This window comes from Leifsonia sp. 115AMFTsu3.1 (assembly GCF_004362795.1).
Classification (GTDB): Bacteria; Actinomycetota; Actinomycetes; order Actinomycetales; family Microbacteriaceae; genus Leifsonia.
On the sequence record NZ_SNYB01000002.1, the window covers coordinates 109,102 to 131,712 of the forward strand.

Sequence of the window (22,611 nt, forward strand, 5' to 3'; positions counted from 1 at the left end):
GGATGAGTCTCGATGCCGAATACGTGCTGCCGCTCCGCTGGTCGGACGACGCCGGCCTCGCGGAGCTGGTCGCGTACCTGACGAGGTTGCGTGAGTTCATCGACGTCACGGTGGTCGACGGGTCGGAGCCGGAACGCTTCAGCGCGCACGCACAGGCATTCCCGCCGGGAGTCCGCCACCTCCCCGCCGAACCGTGGCCCGGCCACAACGGCAAGGTCGCCGGGGTCATGACCGGGCTCCGGACCGCCCGCCACGACCGTGTCGTGCTGGCCGACGACGACGTCCGGTACGACGAGGGGGCGTTGCGCGCGGTCGTCGGGATGCTCGACGCCGGCGACCTCGTGCGGCCGCAGAACGTGTTCGACCCCGCGCCGTGGCATGCGCGCTGGGACACCGGGCGCAGCCTCCTGAACCGCGCACTCGGTCACGACTATCCCGGCACACTCGCGGTCCGCCGTTCGCTGGTGCTCGCGGCCGGCGGGTACGACGGCGACGTGCTCTTCGAGAACCTGGAGCTCATCCGCACCGTCCAGGCGGCCGGGGGACGGGTGATCGCGGCCGATTGGATCGGCGTCGTCCGGCGGCCGCCGGAGGTCGGCCACTTCCTGCGGCAGCGGGTGCGGCAGGCCTACGACGACTTCGCGCAGCCGGCGCGGCTGGCGGCCGAGCTGGCCGTGCTGCCCCTCGCGCTCTCCTCGCTGCGGCGTCCTGGACGCCTGCTCGCGGGGGTGCTCGCCGTGGCGGCGCTCGCCGAGGTGGGCCGTCGCCGGGCGGGAGGACGTCGGTTGTTCCCGGCGACGGCTGCACTGTGGGCGCCGGCGTGGCTCGCCGAGCGCGCCGTCTGCGTCTGGCTCGCCGTCGGCGCTCGCCTCCGCGGCGGCGTCCGGTACTCGGACGGCCGCCTCCGACGCGCGGCGACCCCCCTCCGTACTCTGCGCCGCGCCTCATCACGCCGACGATTCGTGCCGAATGTGCGCTAACGACGCGCCTAACCGCACATTCGGCACGAATCGAGCGCCAACTCTGACGCGCACGCACCGAAGCGGCGCCCAGGCAACCGGTTGACCCGGCGCGCTTCCCCCGGTTGCTTGGGGGTATGACACCACGCATCACCCCGCGGGGGCCGGTGAGCGAGGCGCTGCTGGACGCGCTCACAACCGATCCCTCCGCCGCATCGGACGGCGTCGTCCGCTTCACCGAGAACGCCACCGCCGCCCTCGCAGCGGGGCCGGACCTCCTCGCCGACGAGGACCTCCAGCTGACCCTCCTCCTGCTCTACGGCCTCCACTACGGAGACACCGTCGAAGCCGACGACGAGTGGGAGTGGAACCCGGACCTGCTGCGCACCCGCCGAGCCATCGAGCGCGTGTTCGAGCGCCAGCTGCGGGAGCGCGTCCCCGTCGGCGACCTGCCCGAGCCGAACGCGGATGCGGTCGCGGCCTACCTGTTCGACCTCACCTCGGAGGACGGCGGCCCCAGCCTCTCCCGCTTCCTCGCCAAGAAGGCGACCGAGGAGCAGGCGGTGGAGTTCGTCATCCACCGCTCCATCTACACGCGCAAGGAGGCGGACCCGCACTCCTGGGCAATCCCGCGTCTCACCGGCCGGGCGAAGGCGGCGCTCGTGGAGGTGCAGTCCGACGAGTACGGCGCCGGGCGCCCGGAGCGCATCCACGCGGAGATCTTCGGTCGCACGATGCGCAACCTCGGGCTCGACGACAGCTACGGCGCCTACATCGACAACGTGCCCGCGATCACCCTCGCGTCGTTCACGATGATGTCGATGTTCGGCCTCAACCGCAGCCTCCGCGGCGCGATCACCGGTCACCTCGCGGCATTCGAGATGACCTCGTCCATCCCGAACCGCTTCTACGGCAACGGTTTCCGGCGGCTCGGTCACGACGACGAGGTCACCTGGTACTACGACGAGCACGTCGAGGCGGATGCGGTGCACGAGCAGATCGCGGGCCGCGACCTCGCCGGCGGTCTCGCCGAGCAGCATCCCGGGCTCCTGCCCGACATCGTCTTCGGCGCCGCCGCCTGCCTCTACGTGGACGACCTCGCGGGTCAGCACATGCTGGAGAGCTTCGAAGCGGGCCGCAGCTCGCTCCGCCAGCCCGTGGCGGTGGCGGCATGACGGCCCACGAGGAGGAGCCGGTGATCGTGGCCTGCCCCGACGGCCCCCTGCTCGTGCGCGGTCACATCGACCTGACGACACCCGACGGCACACCGATCGAGCAGCACCGGCGCACGGTGGCGCTCTGCCGCTGCGGCGTCTCGACGATCAAGCCGTTCTGCGACGGCAGCCACAAAGCGGTGCACTTCCGCACCGACCACTGAAGACCACCCACCACACGAGAGAAGGAGCGGACATGTCCGACCCCCAGAACACCGAAGGCGACCGCCACGACGAGAACACCGAGGCGGAGCAGCAGATCGTCGACAAGCCCTCGCAGGCGGAAGGCGACGAGGGCGACAGCGACAACGGCTAAGGTTCCTGCATGACGACGGAGAACGACACCGACCTCGGCGAGACGATCGCCGACCTCGCCTCCTCCGCCGGCCTCACCATCGCGGTCGCCGAATCGCTGACCAGCGGCGCGATCGCCTCGGCCCTCGGCGCCTCCCCGCAGGCGGGCGACTGGTTCGCCGGCGGGGTGGTCGCCTACTCCGAGCACGTCAAGTTCGACGTGCTCGGAGTGACGCCCGGCCCCGTGATCACGGCCGCGTGCGCCGAGCAGATGGCGTCGGGGGTCGGGAGGCTGCTCAGCGCCGACCTCGTCGCCGCGGTCACCGGCGCGGGCGGCCCCGGGTCCGAGGAGGGCAAGGAGGCCGGCACGGTCTTCCTCGCCCACGGCCGGCCGGACGCGCCGCAGGTCGAGGAGCTCCACTTCGACGGCGACCCCGAGGAGGTCGTCCGAGCCACGGTCGACGCGGCCTTGGCGGCCATGGCGCGCGATCTGGAGGCACAGCGACGATGACGAACGACGACGTGTGGGATGCGCCCGAGAGCGAAGGCGCGGATGCCGACCCGGGAGACGGCCGCGACGAGACGACCGCCCAGCGCGCTGACCGCAACTGGAACGAGCTGCTGCAGGAGTTCCGCGTCTTCCAGACGGGGACGCAGATCCTCGCCGCGTTCCTGCTCACGCTGCCGTTCCAGCAGCGCTTCGCCCAGCTGGCGCCGTTCGACGTGGTGGTCTACCTCGTCCTCGTCTTCCTCGCGGTGATCGTGACGCTGCTGGCCCTCGCGCCGGTCGCGCTGCACCGCCTGCTGTTCCGGCAGAAGGCGAAGACGGAGCTGGTCGGGCTCGGCAGCAAGATCCTGATCGTGTGCCTGGCGGCCGCATCCCTGCTGTTCACGGGCATCGTCCTGTTCATCGTCGACTTCCTGCTCGCGCCGCCCGCCGGCATCATCGCCGCGAGCTGCGTCTTCATCGTGCTGATCGTCATCTGGGTGGTGCTGCCACTGGTGGTCCGGGCTCAGCGGAGGGCGCACGTCGCCGGTCGCTGACGCGCGCGTCACCGGTAGGCTTCGCGACAAGCGCACCCGCGGGGTGCATCCAATCGACGAAGTGGCGGGATGGATATGGCCAAGCGAGTCACCTACCAGTTGATCGACGATCTCGACCAGTCCGTGATCCCGGAAGGCGAGGGCGAGACCATCGAGTTCTCGCTCGCGGGCGCGCAGTACGTCATCGACCTGTCCTCCGAGCACGCCGACCAGCTGCGGGCGGACTTCGCCAAGTGGATCGAGGCGGCCGGTCGCAACGACGCTCCCGCATCGGACGCCCCGCCGTCGCCGGACGAGCGCCGGGCGATCCGCGAGTGGGCGCGGAAGAACGGCGTCGAGGTCGGCAGCAGGGGCCAGATCCCGCGGGATGTCGTCGACGCGTTCCGGACGGGGCGGCCCCTCGCCCGCTGACCTGACGCTGTTTCGGGGTGCGCCGGGCGAGCCGACGGCCCGCCCGGCGCATCGGTCACGGGGTGGGCATGCCGCCCGTCACCGACAGCGTCTCGCCGATGACGTAGCTCGACTCGGGCGACGCGAGGAACACGTACGCGGGCGCGAGTTCGGCGGGCTGCCCCGGGCGTCCGAGCGGCGTCTGCTGCCCGAACTCGGGGATCGCCTCGACGGGCTGTCCCTTGCTGACCTGCAGTGGCGTCCAGATCGGTCCAGGTGCCACCGCATTGACGCGGATGCCCTTCGGTGCGAGCTGCTGGGCGAGAGCCTTCGTGAAGGCGTTGATCGCGGCCTTCGTCGTCGCATAGTCGACGAGCTGCTCGCCCGGCTGGTACGCCTGGATGGACGTGGTGTTGATGATCGTCGCGCCCGCCGGGAGGTGCGGCAGCGCCGCGCGCGTCAGCCAGAACATCGCGTAGACGTTGGTCTTCATCGTGTGGTCGAACTGGTCGTCGGGGATGTCCGTGAGGCTCTCCGTGGCGATCTGCTTTCCGGCGTTGTTGACCAGGATGTCGATGCCGCCGAGCTCGTCCAAGGCGCGCTTCACGATCTCGTCACTGAAGGCGCGCTCCTTGAGGTCGCCCGGGATGGTGACGGCCGTGCGGCCGGCGTCGCGGATGAGGCCGGCGATGCGCTGCGCATCCTCTTCCTCCTCCGGGAGGTAGACCAGCGCAACGTCGGCGCCCTCGCGCGCGAACGCGATCGCCGCAGCGGCGCCGATCCCGGAGTCGCCTCCCGTCACGATCGCCTTCCGGCCGGTCAGACGGCCGGTGCCGACGTAGCTGTCCTCGCCCAGGTCGGCGCGCGGGCTCAGGTCGCTTTCGAGACCCGGCTCGGGCACCTGCTCCTCGTCAGGCGAGATGCTGGGGTAGCGGTCCACAGGGTTGTCGAAGGTGTACTGGTTCTCTGGCATACCCCCACGCAATCACCGCACGCGCGTGCGTCCAGGGGGCTGCGCGCTCCCGCATCCCGGGGTACGCCCCTCCCCCTCCCCCTTTCCTCTTTCGCCGAAGTGCACGTTGTTGCGCATCTCCACGGCGTGTCGACCGCAACTACGTGCACCTCGGCGAAAGTCGGAGGAGGGGCGGGGAGAGGGAGGGGCGGCGGGCTCAGTCCTGCAGCGCCACCGCGGGATGCATTCCGTACGCCTCGCGGTAGCGGCGGGCGAAGCGGTCGAGGTCGGCGAAACCCCAGCGACCGGCGAGGTCGGCGAGGTCGGTGGTCGCCGGGTCGGAGACCTGGAGCTCGGTGTGCGCCGCCGACAGCCGCACCTGCTGCAGATATCCCTGAGCCGTCGTCCCCGCATGGGTGCGGAACGCGGCATGGAGCTGGGCGATGGTCGCCCCGGCCGCGCCCGCGATGTCCGTCACCGTGATGGGCAGGGACGCGTAGTCCTCGATGAACCCGACCGCCCGGCGGTACGACTCCAGCTGCGCGGTGGGCGTCTGTGCTTGCTCCCGGGGATCGGTGCTCAGCGAGAAGCAGTTGAGGGCGGCGAGCGAGAGCGTGTGGAACAGGCTCGCGCGCACCAGCGGATGCCGGAAGGTGCCCGACTCCATGTACTCGGCGGCGACCGTCGCGGCCGTCATCATGTACTCCGCGTGCTTCGGGCTCCGCGTCTCGGCCGATCCGAACACGACTGGGCCCTCATGCCCCAAGGCGGTGGCCGCCACGTCGCTCAGAATCTGCGGCGACAGGAAGATGTTGACGACGTCGCTGTCCTCGGCGAAGCAGGTGAAGTCGTGACCCGGCCGGATCAGGAAGGGGGACCGGGCGCCGAAGCCCCGCTCGCCGTCGATGTCCCAGCGGTACACGTCGGTCTTGACGTTCACGATGACGACGTCGTCGAAGTCCCCGGACGTCTCCCACTGACCGCCGATCGCGTAGCGCGCGACCGCGAACGACGGATCGATCGCCTGATCGACGTCGAACGAGAAGTCGTTCTGCGGCAGCTGCGCGAAGGCGAATCGGCCTCCGGCTGCGGCCATCGCCGCATCCGCCTCCTCCGGATCGGAGGTGTGGCTGTGCAGGCGCGTGAAGTCAGCCATCCACCAACGCTACCTCGCCCCCCTGAGGAAAGGGAGGGCGAGGGAGGCGGTTGACGCGGTGGGCGTTACTCGGTATGGCCGAGGACACCCACCGGGATGCCGAAGGAGAGCGCGATGCAGACGATGCCGGCGAAGAACACGAGGCCCTGCCACGCCAGCAGGGTGTCGGCGAGCCCGAGGAGGAAGATCCCCACCAGGAACAGGATGAAGCATCCGATGAACGCGAGCACGTCGCCCATTGCTAGCCCTTCTTTCGCTTGGCCGCCGTCTCGCGACGATTGGCGCGCTTGATCTCGTCGATCAGCTCGTCCTTCGTCATGCGCGTGCGGCCCGAGATGTCGAGGCGCTTGGCGATCTCGAGCAGGTGCGCCTTCGACGCGTTCGCGTCCACGCCCTCCTCGGTCGGTGCGTCCGTGTCGCGGCCGCCGGCCGCCTTCCGGTCGGACGGCCCGTTCTCGGCCTTGCGCTCCCAGTGGTCGCCGACCTTCTCGTACTCGTGCTTGAGTGCGGCGAAGGCGGTTCGGTGCGCCCGTTCGCCCTCGCCGTACTCCTCAACCGCCGAGTCGTGCGCCTTCGACCAGAGGGCCTGGGCGTGCTTCTCCGAACGCTCGAGGGTGGAGGGCAGCTCCTGCGATGCGGGCATGGTCCTGTGGTACTCCTTCCGCTGCCGTCGGGGCTAGTACTTCTCCACAGCTACCCCACTCCTCCGGGTTTTCAACCGGGTCCCGTGCCGCTCATGGTCCGCAAAGGGCCCCGGGTACCGTGGAGGAGTGACCGACGACCTGACGCCTCCGCTCCCGCCCCGCGCCGTCGTCACGGTCGACACCGGTCCGCAGCGCCCGGCCCCGCAGCACGCGGAGCCGACGGCTCCCGTCTTCGTGCTCGTGCACGGCATCGGGGTCAGTTCGCGCTACTTCGAGCGGCTGGTGCCGGCGCTCGCCGAGGAGGGGCGTGTCGTCGCCCTCGACCTGCCCGGGTTCGGCAAGGCGAAGCCGTTCCGTCCGGGACGCGGGCTCTCCATCGCGGAGTTCGCGGACTCCGTCGCCGCCCTCCTCGACGACGCCGGCATCGCCGACGCCGTCGTGGTCGGCCACTCGATGGGTACCCAGATCGCGGTGTGCCTGGCAGCCCGACGGCCGGACCTCGTGCGCGGCCTCGCGCTGCTCGGCCCGGTGATGGCACCTCAGGATCGCAACGCCCTGAAGGCCGGCGTGCTGCTCGGGATCGACACCCTGCGGGAGGACACCCGCGGCAACCGCATCGTCATCGGTGATTACCTGCACTGCGGACCGGCCTGGTATCTCGCTACGCTGCCCGCCATGCTGGAATTCCGCACCGAGGAGGAGCTGGAGCACACGACCGTGCCCGTCGTCGTGGTGCGCGGCGCCCGCGACCCGATCGCTCGCGACGAGTGGGTCGCCGAGCTGGCGAAGCGGGCCGGTGGCACGGCCGCGCGCGTCCCCTCCGTCGCCCACCTCGTCATGCACGGCGCGCCCTGGCGCACCGCCGCCCTGATCTCGCAGCTGGTGCGGGTGCCGGGATGAGGCGCACCGTGCTGCGCCGTGCCGGCGTGCTCGCGCTCGACTGGCTCTACGCCGGCCGTCACCAGCTGCGCGCCGCGTTCGACCGCAGCAACCCGGACGCGCTCGTGGCCGGCGAGGGCTCGCGCACGCCCGTCGTGCTCATCCCCGGCATCTTCGAGACGTGGCGCTTCCTCCGCCCGCTCGCCCAGCACATCCACGCGTCCGGCCACCCCGTGCACGTCGTCACCGCGCTCGAGGACAACCGGATGTCCGTGCCGGAGGCCGCCGCGCTCGTGCAGCGCCACCTCGACGAGCAGGACCTCACGGATGTCGTCATCGTCGCGCACAGCAAGGGCGGCCTGATCGCCAAGTACCTGATGGGGATGCCGGACTCGGGCCCGCGTATCCGCACCACCGTCGCCGTGGCCACGCCGTTCGGCGGGTCGTCGCTCGCCCGGTTCATCCCGATCTCGAGCGTCCGCGCACTGATGCCGTCGTCTCCCGGACTCGTCCGGCTCGCGCTCAACCGCGCGGTGAACGCCCAGATCATCTCCGTCTGGGGATGGTTCGACCCGCACGTCCCCGCCGGAAGCCGGCTCGAGGGCGCCCGCAACATCGAGCTGGACGTCGGCGGACACTTCCGCATCCTCGCCCGGCCCGAGCTACTCGCCATCGTCGACGATGTGCTGTCCCCGACCGCCGTCGCCGACGACCGAGCCGCCGACTGACCCCGGATCGAGCACCGCGCCGCGTCCGATTCCCCCTGTCGCGCGCGGCGGCACCGGCGCTACCCTGGCGCCCAGGAAGCGGGGAGGGATCATGCTGAGCCACCGACGGATGCAACGTCTGACCGCGGTGGCCGCCGCGGTCCTGCTGCTCGCCGGGTGCGCCGGCACGCCCAGCGGGCAAGCGGTCGTGGGTCGGTGGGGCTCCACCTCGGCAGGCCAGCCCAACCTCGACATCGAGAACGACGGCACCTTCTCCGGCTCCGACGGCTGCAACACGCTGTCGGGCAAGGGCCAGATCGACGGCGACGAGATCACCTTTGGCCCGATCGCATCCACCCTCATGGCCTGCGAGGACGTGGACACCTGGCTCGGCAAGGCCGCGACGGGCAACGTCTCCGGCGACACGATGACCGTCCTCGACGACGGCGGCTCCACGATCGGCACGCTGAAGCGATCCGGCTCCTGAGCCCGTCCGGCGGAGCCGCCGGCTGATCCGGGAAAAGCCGCGAGAACTGTCTATCGCGGCGAATCACGCCCTCGTTACGGTGACGCTGTTCGGCGCGGTCACGGATCGGCCGGCCGGACGACGTACAAGCGAACGTCCACTGCGCGAGCCGGTGCCCGCGCCGTCCGAGGAGTGAAGCGAATGACCATCTCAGAGTCGAAGGAGCGGGCGAAGGCGTCGCAGTCGCCCTCCACCGCCTACACCGGCACCAGCGACCGGACCCAGCTCAACCCCATCTTCGCCCGGCCGGGCGAGAGTACCGATCTGCCGGTGGACCGTATCCCCGACAACGAGTCGCTGCCCGAGACCGCCTACCAGATCGTCCACGACGAGTCGATGCTCGACGGCAACGCCCGCCTCAACCTGGCCACCTTCGTGGGCACCTGGATGGACGATCACGCCGCGCGGCTGTACGCCGAGTCCGCCGACAAGAACATGATCGACAAGGACGAGTACCCGCAGACCGCGGCGATCGAGACCCGCTGCTGGAAGATGATCGCGGGACTCTGGAACGCGCCGGACCCGGAGAAGGCGATCGGCACCTCCACCATCGGGTCGTCGGAGGCGTGCATGCTGGGCGGCCTCGCGCTGAAGCGCCGCTGGCAGCAGGCGAGGAGGGCCGAGGGCAAGTCGACCGATAAGCCGAACCTGGTGCTCTCGAGCGCCGTCCAGGTCTGCTGGGAGAAGTTCTGCAACTACTGGGACGTCGAAGCCCGGTACGTGCCGATCAGCCTCGACCACAAGGTCCTCGACGGCTATGAGCTCGAGAAGTACGTCGACGAGAACACCATCGGCGTCGTCGCCATCATGGGCGTCACCTACACAGGGATGTACGAGCCGGTCGCACAGATCTCTGAGGCCCTCGACCGCATCCAGGCGGACACGGGACTCGACATCAAGATCCACGTCGACGGAGCGTCGGGCGGGATGATCGCGCCCTTCCTGCAGCCTCAGCTGGAGTGGGACTTCCGCGTCGACCGCGTCGTCTCCATCAGCACGTCCGCCCACAAGTACGGCCTCGTCTACCCGGGGCTCGGGTGGGTGGTCTGGCGCACGGTGGAGGACCTCCCCTCCGACCTGGTGTTCGACGTCACCTACCTCGGCGGCCACATGCCGACGTTCGCGCTGAACTTCTCACGCCCGGGCGCGCAGGTGCTGCTGCAGTACTACCTCTTCCTGCGGCTCGGATTCGACGGCTACTACCGCGTGCAGAAGGCGTCGCAGGATGTCGCGCTCTACCTCTCGGGGGAGATCGCAAAGATGCCTGCGTTCGAACTGTGGAACGACGGCTCCGACATCCCCGTCTTCGCCTGGCAGCTGAAGAAGGGGCACACCGAGAACTGGAACCTGTACCACCTGTCGGAGCGCCTGCGGCTGAAGGGATGGCTCATCCCCGCCTACCCGATGCCCGACGACATCAGCGACCTCACCGTGCAGCGCATCGTCGTGCGCAACGGGCTGAGCCGCAACCTGGCGGAGTCGCTGATCGGCGACATCCAAGAGGCCGTCGCGTACCTCGACCAGCTCGAGGGGCCGATGCCGCTGGAAGGCCAGACGGCCTCCTTCACCCACTGATCGCCGGAACGCGATCGAGACCCCGGCGCAGCGCGCCTCACACGAGCGGGAGAAGACCATGACCGCAACGAGCGAGCCGAACAAGTCCGCGACGGACTACACGCGGGCGGACGGCACACCGGCGCCCGGACCCGACCACGTCAAACCGCATCCCTTCGACTCCGTGCCGCACAAGCCGGCGATCGGGTCGCCGGGCACGACGGCGCGCACGTTCATGAGCATCACCCAGCTGGCGATGCTCACCGTCGTCGCCGTCGCGTCCCTGCGCAGCCTCCCCGCCATGGCCGGGTACGGGCTGGGCTCGGTGACGCTGTTCATCATCCCGGCGATCTTCTTCCTGATCCCGGTGGCGCTCGTCGCCGCCGAGCTCGCCACGGGCTGGAAGGGCGGCGTCTTCACCTGGGTGCGCCTGGCGTTCGGCGAACGCTGGGGCTTCCAGGCGATCTGGCTCCAGTGGGTGCAGAACGTCGTCTGGTATCCGACGCAGATCGCGTTCATCGCGGCGTCGCTGGCGTTCGTGTTCCTCGACCCGAACCTGGCGAACTCCGGCCTCTACACGGCGATCGTGATCCTCGTCATCTACTGGTTCTCGACGTTCATCACCCTGCGCGGCGGCAACCTGTTCGCGAAGGTCGGGTCGTGGTCGGGACTCGCCGGCACGATCTTCCCGGGCGTCCTGCTGATCGTGTTCGGCGCGATCTGGCTCGGGACGGGACAGCCCAGCGAGACGCCGCTGGAGGCGTCGGCGATCATCCCGCCGTTCACCGGCATCGCCTCCATCGTGCTGATCGTCTCGAACGTGCTGGCGTACGCCGGCATGGAGGTCAACGCCGTCCACGCGAACGACCTCAAGAGCCCGGGCAAGGGCTACCCGAAGACGGTGCTCATCGCGTCGATCCTCATCCTCGGGATCTTCATCTTCCCGACGATCGCGATCGCGGTGGCTGTCCCGTCGTCCGAGCTCGGGCTCACCACCGGCATCAACCTCGCGTTCAAGACCTACTTCGACACCTGGGGGATGTCCTGGGCGACCCCGCTCATCTCCCTGCTGATCGCGCTCGGCGCGTTCGCCTCCGTCGTCACCTGGATCGCCGGACCGTCGCGCGGTCTGCTCGCGGCGGCGCGCTCCGGCTACCTGCCCACGTTCCTGCAGCGGCGGAACAAGGCGGGCGTGCAGGTCGGCATCCTGAACGTGCAGGGCATCGTGGTCACGCTGCTCGCGGCGTTGTTCATCTTCGTGCCGAACATCAACACCGCGTTCATCCTGCTGGTGGACATGGCCGCGGCGCTCTACCTGATCATGTACATGATGATGTTCGCGGCCGCGATGCGGCTCCGCCGCACCCATCCGCACGTCACGCGCAGCTACCGCACGCCGGCGATGGGACTGATCGCGACGATCGGCTTCCTCGCCTGCCTGGCCGCGTTCGCGCTCGGGTTCGTGCCGCCAGAGGGCTTCGCGGCGGGCGCGCCGGGATGGGCGTACCCGGCGCTCGTCGCGGTGATCGTCATCCTGCTGGGCGTCCCTCCGCTGATCTTCTACGCGGCGCGGCGTCCCGGCTGGGACCAGCGCACCGCGGCGGAGAAGGCGACCTTCGACGACGTCCTCGTGAACCCACCCGCCGACTCCTCGTCCGCCTCGTCCCCGCCCTCTCCGCCTCGAGCCCCGTGAGGGGTCAGGCCGCGGCGCGGGCGAAGTAGGAGCCGGCGGCCAGGTCCTCCAGCAGGGTCGGGCCGGTCGGCGCCCAGTCGAAACGGCGCTGCGTGAGTGCGCTGGAGGCCTGGAGGTCGAGGGCGAAGATCCGCCCGATCCACCCAAAATGCGCCTCCACGTCGGCAGGGTCGATCGATACGGTGGGGAGGCCGAGCCCGCCGCCGATCGCCTCGGCGATATCACGGGTGCGCACACCCTGCTCGCCGATCGCGTGCACGACGGTCGCGGCTCCGGCGTTCTCCAGGGCGCGGGCGACCAGGCGGGCGGCATCCCCCCGGTGCACGGCGGGCCAGTGGTTCGACCCGTCGCCCACGTAGGCGGCGACGCCCTTCTCTCGTGCGACGCGCACCAGCTCGGCGGTGAAGCCGTGGTCGCCGGCGCCGTGGACAGTCGGGGCGAAGCGCAGGGCGACCGGGTGGATGCCGCGGTCGACGAACCCGAACGCCAGCTCTTCCGCTCCTCCGCGCGGGGCGTCCGGCCCGGAGAACGGTGCGAGGTCGTCTTCGGTCGCGATCTGGCCGGGCGCGACGAACGCGACACCGGAGGCGAACAGCAGGGGCGCATCCCTGCCCTCCAGGGCGTCTCCGAAGGTCTCGAGGGCGGCGCGTTCCGCGCGACCCGCTCCCGCCTGGTCGCTGAAGTCGTGGTTGTAGCCGAGGTGGACGACGGCGTCGGCCGCGGCGGCGGAGTCGCTCAGGACGTCCAGGTCGGCCAGCCCGCCGGAGACCGGTTCGACGCCCGCGGCGCGGAGGCGTGCGGCGGACGCGTCCGACCGGGCCAGCCCGCGGACCTCGTGGCCGGCGGCGAGGAGTTCGGGGACGACGGCCGATCCGATCCAGCCCGATCCCCCGGTGATGAATACACGCATGATGTGCTCCTTTCGCTCGTCCCTTCCCGGTCGATCGACCGCTGATGTCAGAGACTGACGTCAGCGTAGCACTCATGTCAGCAACTGTCATCACTACACTGGACACATGGGACGCTGGGAGCCGGATGCGCAGGGACGTCTCGGGCGCGCCGCGCTCGAGCTCTACCTCGACCCGGGATACGAGCAGACGACGGTCGCCGACATCGCCGCCCGCGCAGGCGTGACCGAGCGAACGTTCTTCCGTCACTTCGCCGACAAGCGCGAGGTGCTCTTCGCCGGGTCCGCCGCGTTCCAGCAGACGGTGCTCTCGGCCATCGCGGACCACACGGAGGCCACGACCGCGCTGGCCGCCGCCGCCGCGGGGATGGATGCCGCGGCAGCGTTCCTCCAGAGCAGTCCCGACCCGACGTTCGCACGCCGACGCGCGGCCGTCATCGCGGCGAACGCGAGCCTTCAGGAGCGCGAGCTGCTGAAGCTCGCGACCGTCACCTCCGCGTCCGCCTCCGCTCTGGTCGAGCGCGGTTTCGATGCGGACGACGCGGCCATCGCCGCCGAGGCCGCGATGGCCGCCTTCCGTATCGCCTTCGAACGCTGGATCGCCTCCGACGAGCCGCTCGACCTCCGCGAGCTCGTCGCCGAGGGCGTCGCACGCTTCCGCTCCCTCGCCTGAGCCCTGTCGGCGAGCCGGTTCCCTGGCGGCGCGCCGGTGCAGTGGGAAGATGAACGCACTGTCAGCGGGCGGCGCGGCATCGAGCGAAGGGGAGTCGGATGGCAGCACAGACGTGGACGGACCGGCCCGAAGCAGCGCCGCACCCGCACCATCATCACGGCTGGTGGTGGAAGACGCTGCTCACGGGCCTGGCGCTGTGGATCCTGACGATCGTCGTGACGATCGTCACCGGCAATACCAACCTCATCCCGACGCTCATCCTCCTCGGGAGCTTCCTCGTCCCGTTCTGCGTCGTCCTCTTCGCCATCGAGCGCGTGAGCGGCAGCGTCAGCTCGCTGCAACTGGTGCTCGCCTTCTTCATCGGCGGGATCTTCGGCGTGCTCGGCGCCTCGCTGCTCGAGGTGAATCTGCACCAGAGCTATTGGCTGTATCTGCTGGTCGGCCTCATCGAGGAGCTGGTGAAGGGCATCCTGCTGGTCATCATCGGCTGGCGGGTCGTGCCGAAGACGGCCACCCAGGGCGCTCTGCTCGGTGCGACCGTCGGAGCGGGTTTCGCCGCGTTCGAGTCGGCCGGGTACGCCTTCAATGCGGCGATCACGGCGCGCGGCATCGACCTCGTTTCCCTGCTGCAGACCGAGGTGCTCCGCGCGATCCTCGCGCCGGTCGGCCATGTGCTCTGGACGGCGGTGCTCGGTGCCGTGCTGTTCGGCGCGGCGCGGGGACGCGACCGCTTCCGGTTCTCGATCTGGATCGTCGTGACCTACGTCGGCGTCGCCATCCTGCACGGGCTCTGGGATTCGGCGAGCGATCTGGCGGCCGTCATCGCCCTGCTCGCGAACGGTCGCGCGGTCGAGGAGCTCACCACGGCCGGCGGTCTCAGCGCGCAGACCGCGTCGGCCGTGACCGCGCTGGCCGGCATCCTCTACATCGTCGTGCTGATCGTCGTCGCGGCCGGTGGCATCCTGACCCTCTGGCTCGTGCTGCGGCACTACCGCCGCGCCGAGCGGTTGCTGGCGGTCGAGCAGCCCGTCAGCGGCCCGCAGGACGGCCCGCGGCAGCCGACCGTCTGAGCGCCACCGCGCGGTCGGCGTCCTCCAGCGCGAGTTCCGCGTTGATCTGGGCGCCGGCCAGCGCGCCGGCGGCTGCGGCGGCGCCGACCTGCGCCTTGGCGTCGGCGACGTTGCCCGCTGCCCAGACTCCGGGCACACCGGTTCGGCCGAACTCGTCCGACTCGATGCTGGTGCCCATCCCGCCGGGCAGCTCGATGCTGCGCAGACCCAGGGACTGGAGGCCGTGCGTGCGGGCCTCCATGCGCGAGCCGACGGCGAGCACCTCCCGCGCGACCAGCGTGCCGTCGTCCAGCCGGACGCCGGTGATGCGATCGTCGGTCGTCTCGACGGCGGCGATGCGCCCCTCGACGATCGGGACACCCAGCGCGTCGAATCGCGCCCGCGCGGTTTCGTCGGGGTCGTGACCGTTCGCGAGGTACACGACGTCGTCCGAGAGCTGCCGGAACAGCAGCGCCTGATGGACCGATCCCTCGCCGGTCGCGACGATTCCGATCGCCCGGTCGCGGACCTCCCAGCCGTGGCAGTACGGGCAGTGGACGAGGTCGCGGCCCCAGTGCTCGGCGAGGCCCGGGATGTCGGGGAGCGCATCCCGCAGCCCGGTCGCGACCAGCAGGCGGCGTGCCCCGACGGTGCGTCCGTCGCCGAGGGTCACGACGAATCCGTCGCCCGAGCGCACCGCATCCGTCACCTCGCCGTCGAGGATGCGTCCGCCATAGCGTCGGACCTCCTCGCGCCCGATCCGCAGCAGCTCCGCCGGCGGCATCCCCTCACGGCCGAGAAGACCGTGCACGCCGTCCGCCGGAGCGTTGCGCGGCGAGCCGGAGTCGATCACGAGCACCTCGCGCCGCGAGCGCGCCAGCATGAGCGCGCCGTTGAGGCCCGCTGCACCGCCGCCGATCACCACGGCGTCCACCGTCTCGTCCTGCTGTTCCCACTGGTCCGTCATGCAGCCAGTGTCGGTGCGGGGATGCAGGATGGCAAATCATCTTGCCGAAGTGGCAAACTGGGCGGATGGACACCGAAGACGCCATCGCCGCCGCCGGAGCCCGCCTGCGCCGTCTGCGCAACGACCGCGGCCTCACCCTTGCCGAAGTCGAGGAGACGACCGGCATCTCCGCCAGCACACTCAGCCGCCTGGAGTCCGGCCGCCGCCGGGCGACCCTGGAGCTGCTGCTCCCGCTGGCGCGCGTCTACGGCACGACCCTCGACGAGCTCGTCCACGCGCCCTCCGCCGACCCGCGCGTGCGAGCCCAGCCGATCCGTCGCGACGGCATGACGATGCTCCCCCTCTCGCGGCACGCCGCCGGGCTGCAGGCCTTCAAGATCGTCATTCCGCCCGGCGCCCGTTCGGTGCCGCGGCAGCGGACCCACGAGGGGTACGAATGGCTCTACGTGCTCAGCGGCCGCCTGCGTCTGAAGCTCGGCGACGACGAGGTCGTGCTGGAGACCGGCGAAGCGGCCGAGTTCGACACCCGGGTGCCGCACTGGTTCGGGACGGAGACGGGCGGCGCGGTCGAACTGCTCTCACTGTTCGGCGCGCAGGGGGAGCGGGCGCATGTCCGTGCCCGCACGACGGCGGTGGCGGGATAGGGGCCGCGCGATAGCGGCGGCGCTCCCGCTCACTCCGTCGCGGCGACGGGTGCGGTCTCGCTCTCGGTCAGCGCCTCCTGGGCCTCCTTCGGCAGCTTGCGCACCTTGGCGCGGCGCTTGCGGCGGTCAGGGATCATCGACCGCATCTCCTCCAGCCGTCCGAAGCAGAGCAGCCGGTCGCCCGCCTCCAGGACGACGCCGCTGCGCGGGTTCGGGATGACGGACGCGCCCCGGTGCAGGGTGAGCACCGAGATGTCGCGGTCGCCGAGACCGGAGTCGCGGAGGGTCTTGCCGACGAGGTCCGCGTTGGTGTGCACGAGCAGCTCGGCGACGCCGTAGCCGGTCGAGACGGTGAGGCGCTGACGGACATCGATCTCGGGGAACGCCACCTGGTTGTCGATGAAGTCGATGATCGCGCCGGCCACATCCAGTCCGGTCGCCCGCTCGATGCCCTCGAGCCCGGGCGAGGAGTTGACCTCCATGACCAGCGGGCCGTCCTTGCCCTCCAGCATGTCGACGCCGGCGACGCGGAGTCCCATGATCTGCGCCGACCGCACCGCCGCCTCCTCGAACTCGGGAGTCAGCGCGACCTTCTCGACGGTGCCGCCGCGGTGCACGTTGGAGCGGAACTCGTCCCCGCTCGCCACGCGCCGCATGGCGGCCACAACCCGGTCGCCGACCACGAGCGCGCGGATGTCGCGCCCGCGGCTCTCGGCGATGAAGCTCTGGATGAGCACGTTCTGCTTCGTGGAGTGCAGCGTCTCGATGATCGACTCCGCGATCTTCGCCTCCGGGGCCAGGATGACGCCGATGCCCTGCGTGCCCTCGAGCAGCTTGATCACGACGGGCGCACCGCCGACGCGCTCGATCGCCATGCGCACGTCCGCGCGGCTGTTGACGAACGCCGTGCGCGGCATCCCGATGTTGTGGCGCGAGAGGATCTGCGTCGCCCGCAGCTTGTCGCGCGAGTTCGTGATGCCGTTCGCGGTGTTCGGCGTGTACACATCCATCTGCTCGAACTGCCGCACGACGGCGGTGCCGTAGTAGGTGATCGAGTTGCCGATGCGCGGCAGGATCGCGTCGTAGTCGGACAGCAGCCGGCCCCGGTACTGCAGGTCCGGCTCGTCGCCGGAGAGGTCGATCGCGAACCGGAGCGTGTTGAGCACCTTGACCGTATGACCGCGGTTCTCGGCCGCCGAGCGCAGCCGCTGCGTCGAATACGCGTGCGGGGCGCGCGAGAGGATGGCGAGTTTCACGGGAGGGCTCCTGCAAAGATGGGGGAATGGCCGACCTCCATCCAACCACCGACACGGTCGGCTGGCGTGAGTGGGTGAGCCTTCCCGGCATCGGCGTGCCGTGGATCAAGGTGAAGGTCGACACCGGAGCCCGCAGTTCGTCCCTGCACGCCTTCGACATCGAGGAGCTGCCGGGCGATCGGGTGCGGTTCCGGGTGCAGCCGTGGCAGGACTCCGATCGGGATGCGGTCACCGCCGAGTGCGCGGTGCACGACCGCCGCGTGGTGCGCAGCTCGTCCGGTCACACGGAGGAGCGGATCGTCGTGCTGCTCGACCTGGTGCTCGGCGGCCGCCCGGTGACCGCGGAGACGACGCTGACCAACCGCGACCAGATGGGTTTCCGGATGCTGGTCGGGCGCGAGGCGCTCCGCCAGGGCTTCATGGTGGACCCCGCTCGCTCCTTCCTCGGCGGCCGGGCGCCGCGAGAGATCCGCCGCCGCAACCGCGGCCGCGAGCTCGCCTGACGCGCGCACCTCCGCGTCTCCCACCGGCTGTCGCGAGATTTGGCGCAAATCTCGGTTTTGACGGCCCCATAACGACGATTTGGCGCAAATCTCGCGCAAGGCGAGGCGAGGCGCAGCGAGGCGAGGCGCTCAGTCCAGACCGAGTTCGCGTCGCCAGTGGGCCAGGAACTCGGCGCCGGCGTCGTCGTGGATGGCGTCGCCGATCGTGATCACCTGGTACGGCCGGTCGAGCACACCGTCGGAGGGCCGCACATCCACGTGGGCCACCTCGTAGCCTGCGTCGTGCACGAAGTCCGCCATCTTGTAGTCGCTGCGCGAGTCGCCCACCGACCGCCAGCGGCGAGGGAGCGGTCCGCGCGCCGCGAAGTAGTCGAACGCGCGCTGCGCGCCGCGGTCCTTGTCGAGCAGCACCGACTCGATGTCGGTGGAGATGATGGTCGGGTCGATCCGATACGGCACAGCGCCGTCGGCGTCGCGGGCTTCCCGGTCGCCGTAGCGCAGGCCGACCCCAAGGCTGGTCAGCGCGTCGAAGGCGGCGTCCTGGAAGCGCGACTGGGCCTCGGCGTAGCTGTCCGCATCCACGTCGGTGCGCTGCTCGACCGAGATCATCGCGCGCTTCGTCTCGTCGAAGAACATGGTGTCGGCGAAGCGGTCGCGCACGAGCCGGCGGACCGCGTCGACCGCCTCGGGCGTGAAGGCGACCGTCTCATCCACGGTGACCTCGCCCATCCCCTCCCCGGTGATCGGCGCCCACGCGCCGCCCTTCTCGAACACGCCGAACATCCGCGCGCCGTGCTGGTCGAGGGCATCTCCGAGGCCCGCGTCGCACAGCGGCGTCACCACCTGGTTGCGGATGAAATCGCCCGACCGCCCGGTGATGAACGCGATCGGGACGCCCGCGGCGGCCATCGCCACCAGGTCGGTGACGATGCTGCGGATGGCGATGGTGCGGGTGACGGGACTCGCGATGGGCCCGTCGACGTCGAAGAGGAGGCCGAGGTTGTGCACAGTCCATTCTCTCCGCTGCGAGAATGGTCGCATGTCGCAGCCCGCTCCCGCAGCCCAACCGCTGTGGCATCCGGATGCGCCCAGCACGGTCGTGCAGGGCGACAACCTGGAGGTGCTGGCGGCCCTGCCGGACGCGTCCTTCCGCCTGATCTACCTCGATCCTCCCTTCAACACCGGGCGGCCGCAGGCGCGGCAGACGCTCACGTCGGTGCGCTCCGAGGGCGGCGCCGGCAGCGTGATCGGGTTCAAGGGGCGCAGCTACGAGCGCATCAAGGGCGACCTGCTCAGCTACGACGACCGCTTCGAGGACTACTGGGGCTTCCTGGAGCCGCGCCTGATCGAGGCCTGGCGGGTGCTGGCCGACGACGGGACGCTGTACCTCCACCTCGACTACCGCGAATCGCACTACGCGAAGGTGCTGCTGGATGCGTTGTTCGGCCGGGAGTCGTTCCTCAACGAGATCATCTGGGCCTACGACTACGGTGCGAAGCCGAAGAACCGGTGGCCGGCCAAGCACGACACGATCCTCGTCTACGTGAAGAACCCGTCGGCGTACCACTTCGACAATGCCGCGGTCGAGCGTGAGCCGTACATGGCGCCGGGGCTCGTGACGCCGGAGAAGGCGCAGCTCGGCAAGCTGCCGACGGACGTCTGGTGGCACACCATCGTGTCGCCGACCGGCCGCGAGAAGACGGGATACCCGACGCAGAAGCCGGAGGGTGTGCTTCGCCGCATCGTCCAGGCGTCCAGCCGGGAGGGGGACTGGGTGCTCGACTTCTTCGCGGGGAGCGGCACGACCGGCGCGGTCGCCTCGGCGCTCGGGCGGCGCTTCGTACTGGTGGACAGCAATCCGGCCGCCGTCGCGGTCATGCGCGACCGGCTGGCGGTCTGCGAACCCGGGGTTCGCTTCGTCGACTGAGCGGATCCCCGCGATCCTCGGCGTTCGTCCGGAAATCTCAGAGTCGTGTGTGGAAGGGTGGATGCACTATGCGATCGAGCCTCCGCGCCCTCCCCTTCTTCTGGGGTGCGCTCGTCTCCGCCGGCTCATTCGTCGCCGTCTACCTGGTGTTCGTGCAGAGTTACATCGGCCAGGTGATCGATGAGCGGGCGTTCGCGGGGGCGGATGCGTGGAAGGGCGACGTGATCGAGTTCGCGCACACCTTCCTCAACGCGCTGCCGGTCGCCTCGGTGGTGATCGGCGCGATCGCGGCCATCGTGATCGTGCTGGTCCGGCGCAACTGGCTGGTGTTCGCGGTGGCGGTCGGAGCGGCCATCGGCGCGAACGTGAGCACGCAGGTGCTGAAGTACACCATCCTGTCCCGGCCCGAGAAGGGCGTGGATGTCGGGCTCTCCAATTCGCTGCCCTCCGGTCACACGGCGGTCGCCGCCTCTGCGGCGCTTGTCGTCTTCCTGGTGGCGGCGCCGCGCCTCCGGCCGGTCGCCGCGGTCGTCGGCTCGATCTTCGCGATCGCGGCCGGCGCATCCACCCTGGTCGAGCAGTGGCACCGGCCGAGCGACGTGGTCGCCGGAATGCTCGTCGTCGCGTTCTGGGGCTGCCTCGCAGGGATCGTGCTCTCGTGGCTGCACCTCCCGGGTGCCGAACCGCCGGTGCGCAGCAAGCTGTGGCCGCTGGTCTGGATCGGTGCGGTCTGCGCGGCCGGCTCGGTCATCGCGCTGCTGGTCACCTACTTCTCGGCCCAGTCCGGCACGGAGCACCTGTTCATCGCCTACGCGGGCGGTGTTGCCGCGATCGTGGCCACCGGTTTCGTGCTGGCCGCACTGGGCAACCGCCTGTACCGCCGCCTGGCCTGAGGCCCGGGCGGTCGTCGCCGTCATCGGCCGCGTCATATTGCCATCATTCGGTGCGTCTGCACTGTGGGCGGTGAATTCGCGCCGCCTCACGACGATCGGTGCGGATGCCGCGCCCGGGAAGGCCCCATGAACGACGACACCCCTACACCCGCGGAGACGACGGATGCCCAGCCGGATGCGCCCGCCGAGTCCGCTGGGACCCAGCAGCCCGACGCGCCCCAGTCCGAGGAGCCCAGCCAGCATGCGCACCCCGACCTGTCTGCGCACGCGTCCCCGCAGAAGACCAACGTCCTCGCGATCATCGCGCTGATCAGCGGGTTCCTTCTTCCTCTCGCCGCTTTCATCTGCGGTGGGATCGCGCTGGCGCAGATCCGGCGGACGGGCGACAAGGGGCGCGGCCTCGCCTGGTCCGGCATCATCGTCGGAGCCGCGATGACCGTTCTCGCCGCGGTGGTCTCCATCCTGGTCGTCGTCGCTACCGCGGCTGCCGTGCAGACCGCGGTCGATTCCGCATCGCCAGGGGGATCCCTTTCGGCATCCCAGACGCCGGGCTGCGAAGACGTCGCGGAGATCGTCAGCGACATCACCCAGCAGATGGCCGAGATCGGTCAAGGCACGGTCCAGCAGCGCGCCGAGGCGATCGCCGAGATGGAGGAGGTTGCCGGCGAGGGGCACGCGCTCGCCTCCACGATCGACGATCCGGAGGTCGCCGACGCTGCAGAGAATGCGATGGCGGCACTCGATGACGTCATTGCGCTCATCGCGGCGGCGCCTACCGACGCGCCGGCCGCGGACCCGGGAAGAGCGGACGAATCGTTGGCTGCGGCCAAGGATGAGCTCACGGAGCTGTCGACCACTCTCAGGGAGCTCGGGACCGTCTGCCGCTAACGGCTGATCGAGCCGTCGGTGCGCTCGTCGAAGAACCCGGTGAGCGCGCCGGCGAGCTCCGCGGGAGCTTCCTCGGCGACATGGTGACCCGAGTCGATCCCCTGCCCGCGAACGTCGGCGGCCCACGCATCCCAGATCGCGAGCGGGTCGCCGAAGAGCTGCTCGAGGTCGTCGCGGAGTGACCAGAGCACGAGCAGCGGCATCGTCAGCCTGCGCCCGGCGGCGCGGTCATCCTCTTCGTCGGCGCGGTCGACGGTGAGCCCCGCGCGGTAGTCCTCCAGCATCGCGCGCACGACCTCGGGGCGGTGGACGGCCTCCCGTCGCTCGGCGAAGTTCTCGAGTCCCATCGCCTCGGGGTCGCCGTGGTACCAGGCGTCCGGGTCGGCGGTGATGACGCGCTCGGGAGTGTCCGGCTGGGCGAAGAAGAACCAGTGGTACCACTGGGTGGCGAACTCCGGCGTGATGCGGTCGAGGTGCTCGACGATGGGGAGGCAGTCGAGCAGGGCGACGCGGCGGACGGCTTCGGGATGGTCCATCGCCAGCCGGAAGGCCGCGTAGCTGCCGCGGTCGTGGCCGACCAGGTCGAACCGGTCGTGGCCGAGTCGATGCATCAGTTCGCGGACGTCCTCGGCCATCGCGCGCTTCGACGCCTGCGCGTGATCGGGCTGCGGCGGGGGCGCGGTCGAGCGGCCGTAGCCCCGCAGATCCGGCACGACCACGGTGTGTCCGCGCTCCACCAGGACAGGCGCCACCCGATGCCACGTGGAGCCTGTCCGCGGGTGGCCGTGCAGCAGCACGATCGGCGGTCCGTCACCGCCGATCCGGACGTGGATGCGCGCCTCGCCGACATCGACGTCGGCGATCTCGAACCCGTCGAACATCGCCCGGTCGA

27 protein-coding genes are annotated in these 22,611 nt (G+C 70.3%); 18 read left to right on the forward strand and 9 right to left on the reverse strand.

The genetic code is table 11. The features are described from left to right. Positions 1-2: 2 nt before the first annotated feature. The 6 genes from AXZ95_RS11490 (at position 3) to AXZ95_RS11515 (ending at position 3,922) form a co-directional block, all read left to right on the forward strand. Complete coding sequence (locus tag AXZ95_RS11490) at positions 3-980, forward strand: glycosyltransferase family 2 protein (RefSeq protein ID WP_018192669.1); 978 nt, start codon at positions 3-5, stop codon at positions 978-980. A 146-nt stretch (positions 981-1,126) separates the two neighbouring features. Further along, the gene (locus AXZ95_RS11495; protein WP_018192668.1) at positions 1,127-2,134 is read left to right on the forward strand and encodes an iron-containing redox enzyme family protein; all 1,008 of its coding nucleotides are present in this window, start codon (positions 1,127-1,129) and stop codon (positions 2,132-2,134) included. Next, positions 2,131-2,337: a CDGSH iron-sulfur domain-containing protein gene (locus AXZ95_RS11500; protein ID WP_018192667.1), complete on the forward strand. Its 207-nt coding sequence runs from the start codon at positions 2,131-2,133 to the stop codon at positions 2,335-2,337. The genes AXZ95_RS11495 and AXZ95_RS11500 overlap by 4 nt, the downstream gene beginning before the upstream one ends. A gap of 161 nt (positions 2,338-2,498) precedes the next feature. Continuing rightward, positions 2,499-2,978 carry a CinA family protein gene (locus tag AXZ95_RS11505; protein WP_018192665.1) on the forward strand — a complete coding sequence of 160 codons (480 nt, stop codon included), beginning with the start codon at positions 2,499-2,501 and terminating at the stop codon, positions 2,976-2,978. After that, the gene (locus AXZ95_RS11510) at positions 2,975-3,511 is read left to right on the forward strand and encodes a DUF6328 family protein (RefSeq protein WP_018192664.1); all 537 of its coding nucleotides are present in this window, start codon (positions 2,975-2,977) and stop codon (positions 3,509-3,511) included. The genes AXZ95_RS11505 and AXZ95_RS11510 overlap by 4 nt, the downstream gene beginning before the upstream one ends. Positions 3,512-3,586: 75 nt before the next feature. Further along, positions 3,587-3,922 carry an Lsr2 family protein gene (locus AXZ95_RS11515; protein ID WP_018192663.1) on the forward strand — a complete coding sequence of 112 codons (336 nt, stop codon included), beginning with the start codon at positions 3,587-3,589 and terminating at the stop codon, positions 3,920-3,922. Positions 3,923-3,977: 55 nt separating this feature from the next. Here the strand turns inward: AXZ95_RS11515 and AXZ95_RS11520 are convergent, their stop codons facing one another. From AXZ95_RS11520 to AXZ95_RS11530, 4 genes are all read right to left on the reverse strand, one after another. Beyond that, entirely contained in the window at positions 3,978-4,874 is an 897-nt protein-coding gene (locus AXZ95_RS11520) for a glucose 1-dehydrogenase (RefSeq protein ID WP_018192662.1), read from the reverse strand. Between the two features lie 196 nt (positions 4,875-5,070). Continuing rightward, entirely contained in the window at positions 5,071-6,009 is a 939-nt protein-coding gene (locus AXZ95_RS11525) for a helix-turn-helix domain-containing protein (protein WP_018192661.1), read from the reverse strand. A 65-nt stretch (positions 6,010-6,074) separates the two neighbouring features. Beyond that, positions 6,075-6,248: a hypothetical protein gene (locus AXZ95_RS19620; RefSeq protein WP_018192660.1), complete on the reverse strand. Its 174-nt coding sequence runs from the start codon at positions 6,246-6,248 to the stop codon at positions 6,075-6,077. Positions 6,249-6,250: 2 nt separating this feature from the next. Further along, positions 6,251-6,652 carry a ChaB family protein gene (locus AXZ95_RS11530; RefSeq protein ID WP_018192659.1) on the reverse strand — a complete coding sequence of 134 codons (402 nt, stop codon included), beginning with the start codon at positions 6,650-6,652 and terminating at the stop codon, positions 6,251-6,253. Positions 6,653-6,779: 127 nt separating this feature from the next. On the opposite strand from AXZ95_RS11530, the gene AXZ95_RS11535 reads away from it, so the two are divergent. From AXZ95_RS11535 to AXZ95_RS11555, 5 genes are all read left to right on the forward strand, one after another. Beyond that, the gene (locus AXZ95_RS11535; RefSeq protein ID WP_018192658.1) at positions 6,780-7,553 is read left to right on the forward strand and encodes an alpha/beta hydrolase; all 774 of its coding nucleotides are present in this window, start codon (positions 6,780-6,782) and stop codon (positions 7,551-7,553) included. Then, complete coding sequence (locus tag AXZ95_RS11540) at positions 7,550-8,260, forward strand: acetyltransferase and hydrolase with the alpha/beta hydrolase fold protein (RefSeq protein ID WP_043742536.1); 711 nt, start codon at positions 7,550-7,552, stop codon at positions 8,258-8,260. The genes AXZ95_RS11535 and AXZ95_RS11540 overlap by 4 nt, the downstream gene beginning before the upstream one ends. Before the next feature lie 109 nt (positions 8,261-8,369). Beyond that, positions 8,370-8,726: an META domain-containing protein gene (locus tag AXZ95_RS11545; protein WP_018192656.1), complete on the forward strand. Its 357-nt coding sequence runs from the start codon at positions 8,370-8,372 to the stop codon at positions 8,724-8,726. Positions 8,727-8,906: 180 nt separating this feature from the next. Further along, the gene (locus AXZ95_RS11550) at positions 8,907-10,340 is read left to right on the forward strand and encodes a glutamate decarboxylase (RefSeq protein WP_018192655.1); all 1,434 of its coding nucleotides are present in this window, start codon (positions 8,907-8,909) and stop codon (positions 10,338-10,340) included. Positions 10,341-10,398: 58 nt separating this feature from the next. Further along, complete coding sequence (locus AXZ95_RS11555; protein WP_018192654.1) at positions 10,399-12,012, forward strand: amino acid permease; 1,614 nt, start codon at positions 10,399-10,401, stop codon at positions 12,010-12,012. A gap of 4 nt (positions 12,013-12,016) precedes the next feature. Here AXZ95_RS11555 and AXZ95_RS11560 read toward each other — a convergent pair whose 3' ends face one another. Next, a complete protein-coding gene (locus AXZ95_RS11560) occupies positions 12,017-12,922 on the reverse strand; it encodes an SDR family oxidoreductase (protein WP_018192653.1) in 906 nt (301 codons plus the stop codon). A 106-nt stretch (positions 12,923-13,028) separates the two neighbouring features. Here AXZ95_RS11560 and AXZ95_RS11565 point away from each other — a divergent pair, with 106 nt between their 5' ends. Beyond that, entirely contained in the window at positions 13,029-13,592 is a 564-nt protein-coding gene (locus AXZ95_RS11565; protein ID WP_018192652.1) for a helix-turn-helix domain-containing protein, read from the forward strand. 98 nt (positions 13,593-13,690) lie between these two features. Then, a complete protein-coding gene (locus AXZ95_RS11570) occupies positions 13,691-14,662 on the forward strand; it encodes a PrsW family glutamic-type intramembrane protease (RefSeq protein ID WP_018192651.1) in 972 nt (323 codons plus the stop codon). On the opposite strand, the gene AXZ95_RS11575 is transcribed toward AXZ95_RS11570, so the two are convergent. After that, positions 14,622-15,608: an NAD(P)/FAD-dependent oxidoreductase gene (locus tag AXZ95_RS11575; RefSeq protein ID WP_018192650.1), complete on the reverse strand. Its 987-nt coding sequence runs from the start codon at positions 15,606-15,608 to the stop codon at positions 14,622-14,624. The genes AXZ95_RS11570 and AXZ95_RS11575 overlap by 41 nt on opposite strands. Positions 15,609-15,673: 65 nt before the next feature. On the opposite strand from AXZ95_RS11575, the gene AXZ95_RS11580 reads away from it, so the two are divergent. Further along, positions 15,674-16,252 carry an XRE family transcriptional regulator gene (locus tag AXZ95_RS11580; protein ID WP_018192649.1) on the forward strand — a complete coding sequence of 193 codons (579 nt, stop codon included), beginning with the start codon at positions 15,674-15,676 and terminating at the stop codon, positions 16,250-16,252. Between the two features lie 29 nt (positions 16,253-16,281). Here AXZ95_RS11580 and rimK read toward each other — a convergent pair whose 3' ends face one another. Continuing rightward, on the reverse strand, positions 16,282-17,508 hold the full coding sequence (gene rimK / locus AXZ95_RS11585; RefSeq protein WP_018192648.1) for a 30S ribosomal protein S6--L-glutamate ligase: 1,227 nt from the start codon (positions 17,506-17,508) through the stop codon (positions 16,282-16,284). 26 nt (positions 17,509-17,534) lie between these two features. On the opposite strand from rimK, the gene AXZ95_RS11590 reads away from it, so the two are divergent. Beyond that, positions 17,535-18,011: a RimK/LysX family protein gene (locus AXZ95_RS11590; protein ID WP_018192647.1), complete on the forward strand. Its 477-nt coding sequence runs from the start codon at positions 17,535-17,537 to the stop codon at positions 18,009-18,011. 129 nt (positions 18,012-18,140) lie between these two features. Here the strand turns inward: AXZ95_RS11590 and AXZ95_RS11595 are convergent, their stop codons facing one another. Beyond that, on the reverse strand, positions 18,141-19,019 hold the full coding sequence (locus tag AXZ95_RS11595; protein ID WP_018192646.1) for a hypothetical protein: 879 nt from the start codon (positions 19,017-19,019) through the stop codon (positions 18,141-18,143). Positions 19,020-19,050: 31 nt separating this feature from the next. Between AXZ95_RS11595 and AXZ95_RS11600 the strand changes: the two genes are divergently transcribed. The 3 genes from AXZ95_RS11600 (at position 19,051) to AXZ95_RS11610 (ending at position 21,719) form a co-directional block, all read left to right on the forward strand. After that, the gene (locus tag AXZ95_RS11600; RefSeq protein ID WP_018192645.1) at positions 19,051-19,938 is read left to right on the forward strand and encodes a site-specific DNA-methyltransferase; all 888 of its coding nucleotides are present in this window, start codon (positions 19,051-19,053) and stop codon (positions 19,936-19,938) included. 68 nt (positions 19,939-20,006) lie between these two features. Continuing rightward, positions 20,007-20,831, forward strand: a complete 825-nt coding sequence (locus AXZ95_RS11605; RefSeq protein WP_018192644.1) for a phosphatase PAP2 family protein — start codon at positions 20,007-20,009, stop codon at positions 20,829-20,831. Positions 20,832-20,957: 126 nt separating this feature from the next. After that, on the forward strand, positions 20,958-21,719 hold the full coding sequence (locus AXZ95_RS11610; RefSeq protein WP_051087312.1) for a DUF4190 domain-containing protein: 762 nt from the start codon (positions 20,958-20,960) through the stop codon (positions 21,717-21,719). Here the strand turns inward: AXZ95_RS11610 and AXZ95_RS11615 are convergent. Further along, a complete protein-coding gene (locus AXZ95_RS11615; RefSeq protein WP_018192643.1) occupies positions 21,716-22,600 on the reverse strand; it encodes an alpha/beta hydrolase in 885 nt (294 codons plus the stop codon). The two genes, AXZ95_RS11610 and AXZ95_RS11615, sit on opposite strands and share 4 nt — an antisense overlap. Between the last annotated feature and the right edge of the window lie 11 nt (positions 22,601-22,611).

Excerpts from the sequence above, each read along its gene's own strand:
- AXZ95_RS11490 (WP_018192669.1), top strand. The coding sequence starts at position 3 with ATGAGTCTCGATGCCGAATACGTGCTGCCGCTCCGCTGGTCGGACGAC.
- AXZ95_RS11500 (WP_018192667.1), top strand. The coding sequence starts at position 2,131 with ATGACGGCCCACGAGGAGGAGCCGGTGATCGTGGCCTGCCCCGACGGC.
- AXZ95_RS11505 (WP_018192665.1), top strand. The coding sequence starts at position 2,499 with ATGACGACGGAGAACGACACCGACCTCGGCGAGACGATCGCCGACCTC.
- AXZ95_RS11510 (WP_018192664.1), top strand. The coding sequence starts at position 2,975 with ATGACGAACGACGACGTGTGGGATGCGCCCGAGAGCGAAGGCGCGGAT.
- AXZ95_RS11515 (WP_018192663.1), top strand. The coding sequence starts at position 3,587 with ATGGCCAAGCGAGTCACCTACCAGTTGATCGACGATCTCGACCAGTCC.
- AXZ95_RS11520 (WP_018192662.1), bottom strand. The coding sequence starts at position 4,874 with ATGCCAGAGAACCAGTACACCTTCGACAACCCTGTGGACCGCTACCCC.
- AXZ95_RS11525 (WP_018192661.1), bottom strand. The coding sequence starts at position 6,009 with ATGGCTGACTTCACGCGCCTGCACAGCCACACCTCCGATCCGGAGGAG.
- AXZ95_RS19620 (WP_018192660.1), bottom strand. The coding sequence starts at position 6,248 with ATGGGCGACGTGCTCGCGTTCATCGGATGCTTCATCCTGTTCCTGGTG.
- AXZ95_RS11530 (WP_018192659.1), bottom strand. The coding sequence starts at position 6,652 with ATGCCCGCATCGCAGGAGCTGCCCTCCACCCTCGAGCGTTCGGAGAAG.
- AXZ95_RS11540 (WP_043742536.1), top strand. The coding sequence starts at position 7,550 with ATGAGGCGCACCGTGCTGCGCCGTGCCGGCGTGCTCGCGCTCGACTGG.
- AXZ95_RS11545 (WP_018192656.1), top strand. The coding sequence starts at position 8,370 with ATGCAACGTCTGACCGCGGTGGCCGCCGCGGTCCTGCTGCTCGCCGGG.
- AXZ95_RS11550 (WP_018192655.1), top strand. The coding sequence starts at position 8,907 with ATGACCATCTCAGAGTCGAAGGAGCGGGCGAAGGCGTCGCAGTCGCCC.
- AXZ95_RS11555 (WP_018192654.1), top strand. The coding sequence starts at position 10,399 with ATGACCGCAACGAGCGAGCCGAACAAGTCCGCGACGGACTACACGCGG.
- AXZ95_RS11560 (WP_018192653.1), bottom strand. The coding sequence starts at position 12,922 with ATGCGTGTATTCATCACCGGGGGATCGGGCTGGATCGGATCGGCCGTC.
- AXZ95_RS11565 (WP_018192652.1), top strand. The coding sequence starts at position 13,029 with ATGGGACGCTGGGAGCCGGATGCGCAGGGACGTCTCGGGCGCGCCGCG.
- AXZ95_RS11570 (WP_018192651.1), top strand. The coding sequence starts at position 13,691 with ATGGCAGCACAGACGTGGACGGACCGGCCCGAAGCAGCGCCGCACCCG.
- AXZ95_RS11575 (WP_018192650.1), bottom strand. The coding sequence starts at position 15,608 with ATGACGGACCAGTGGGAACAGCAGGACGAGACGGTGGACGCCGTGGTG.
- AXZ95_RS11580 (WP_018192649.1), top strand. The coding sequence starts at position 15,674 with ATGGACACCGAAGACGCCATCGCCGCCGCCGGAGCCCGCCTGCGCCGT.
- AXZ95_RS11590 (WP_018192647.1), top strand. The coding sequence starts at position 17,535 with ATGGCCGACCTCCATCCAACCACCGACACGGTCGGCTGGCGTGAGTGG.
- AXZ95_RS11600 (WP_018192645.1), top strand. The coding sequence starts at position 19,051 with ATGTCGCAGCCCGCTCCCGCAGCCCAACCGCTGTGGCATCCGGATGCG.
- AXZ95_RS11605 (WP_018192644.1), top strand. The coding sequence starts at position 20,007 with ATGCGATCGAGCCTCCGCGCCCTCCCCTTCTTCTGGGGTGCGCTCGTC.
- AXZ95_RS11610 (WP_051087312.1), top strand. The coding sequence starts at position 20,958 with ATGAACGACGACACCCCTACACCCGCGGAGACGACGGATGCCCAGCCG.
- AXZ95_RS11615 (WP_018192643.1), bottom strand. The coding sequence starts at position 22,600 with ATGTTCGACGGGTTCGAGATCGCCGACGTCGATGTCGGCGAGGCGCGC.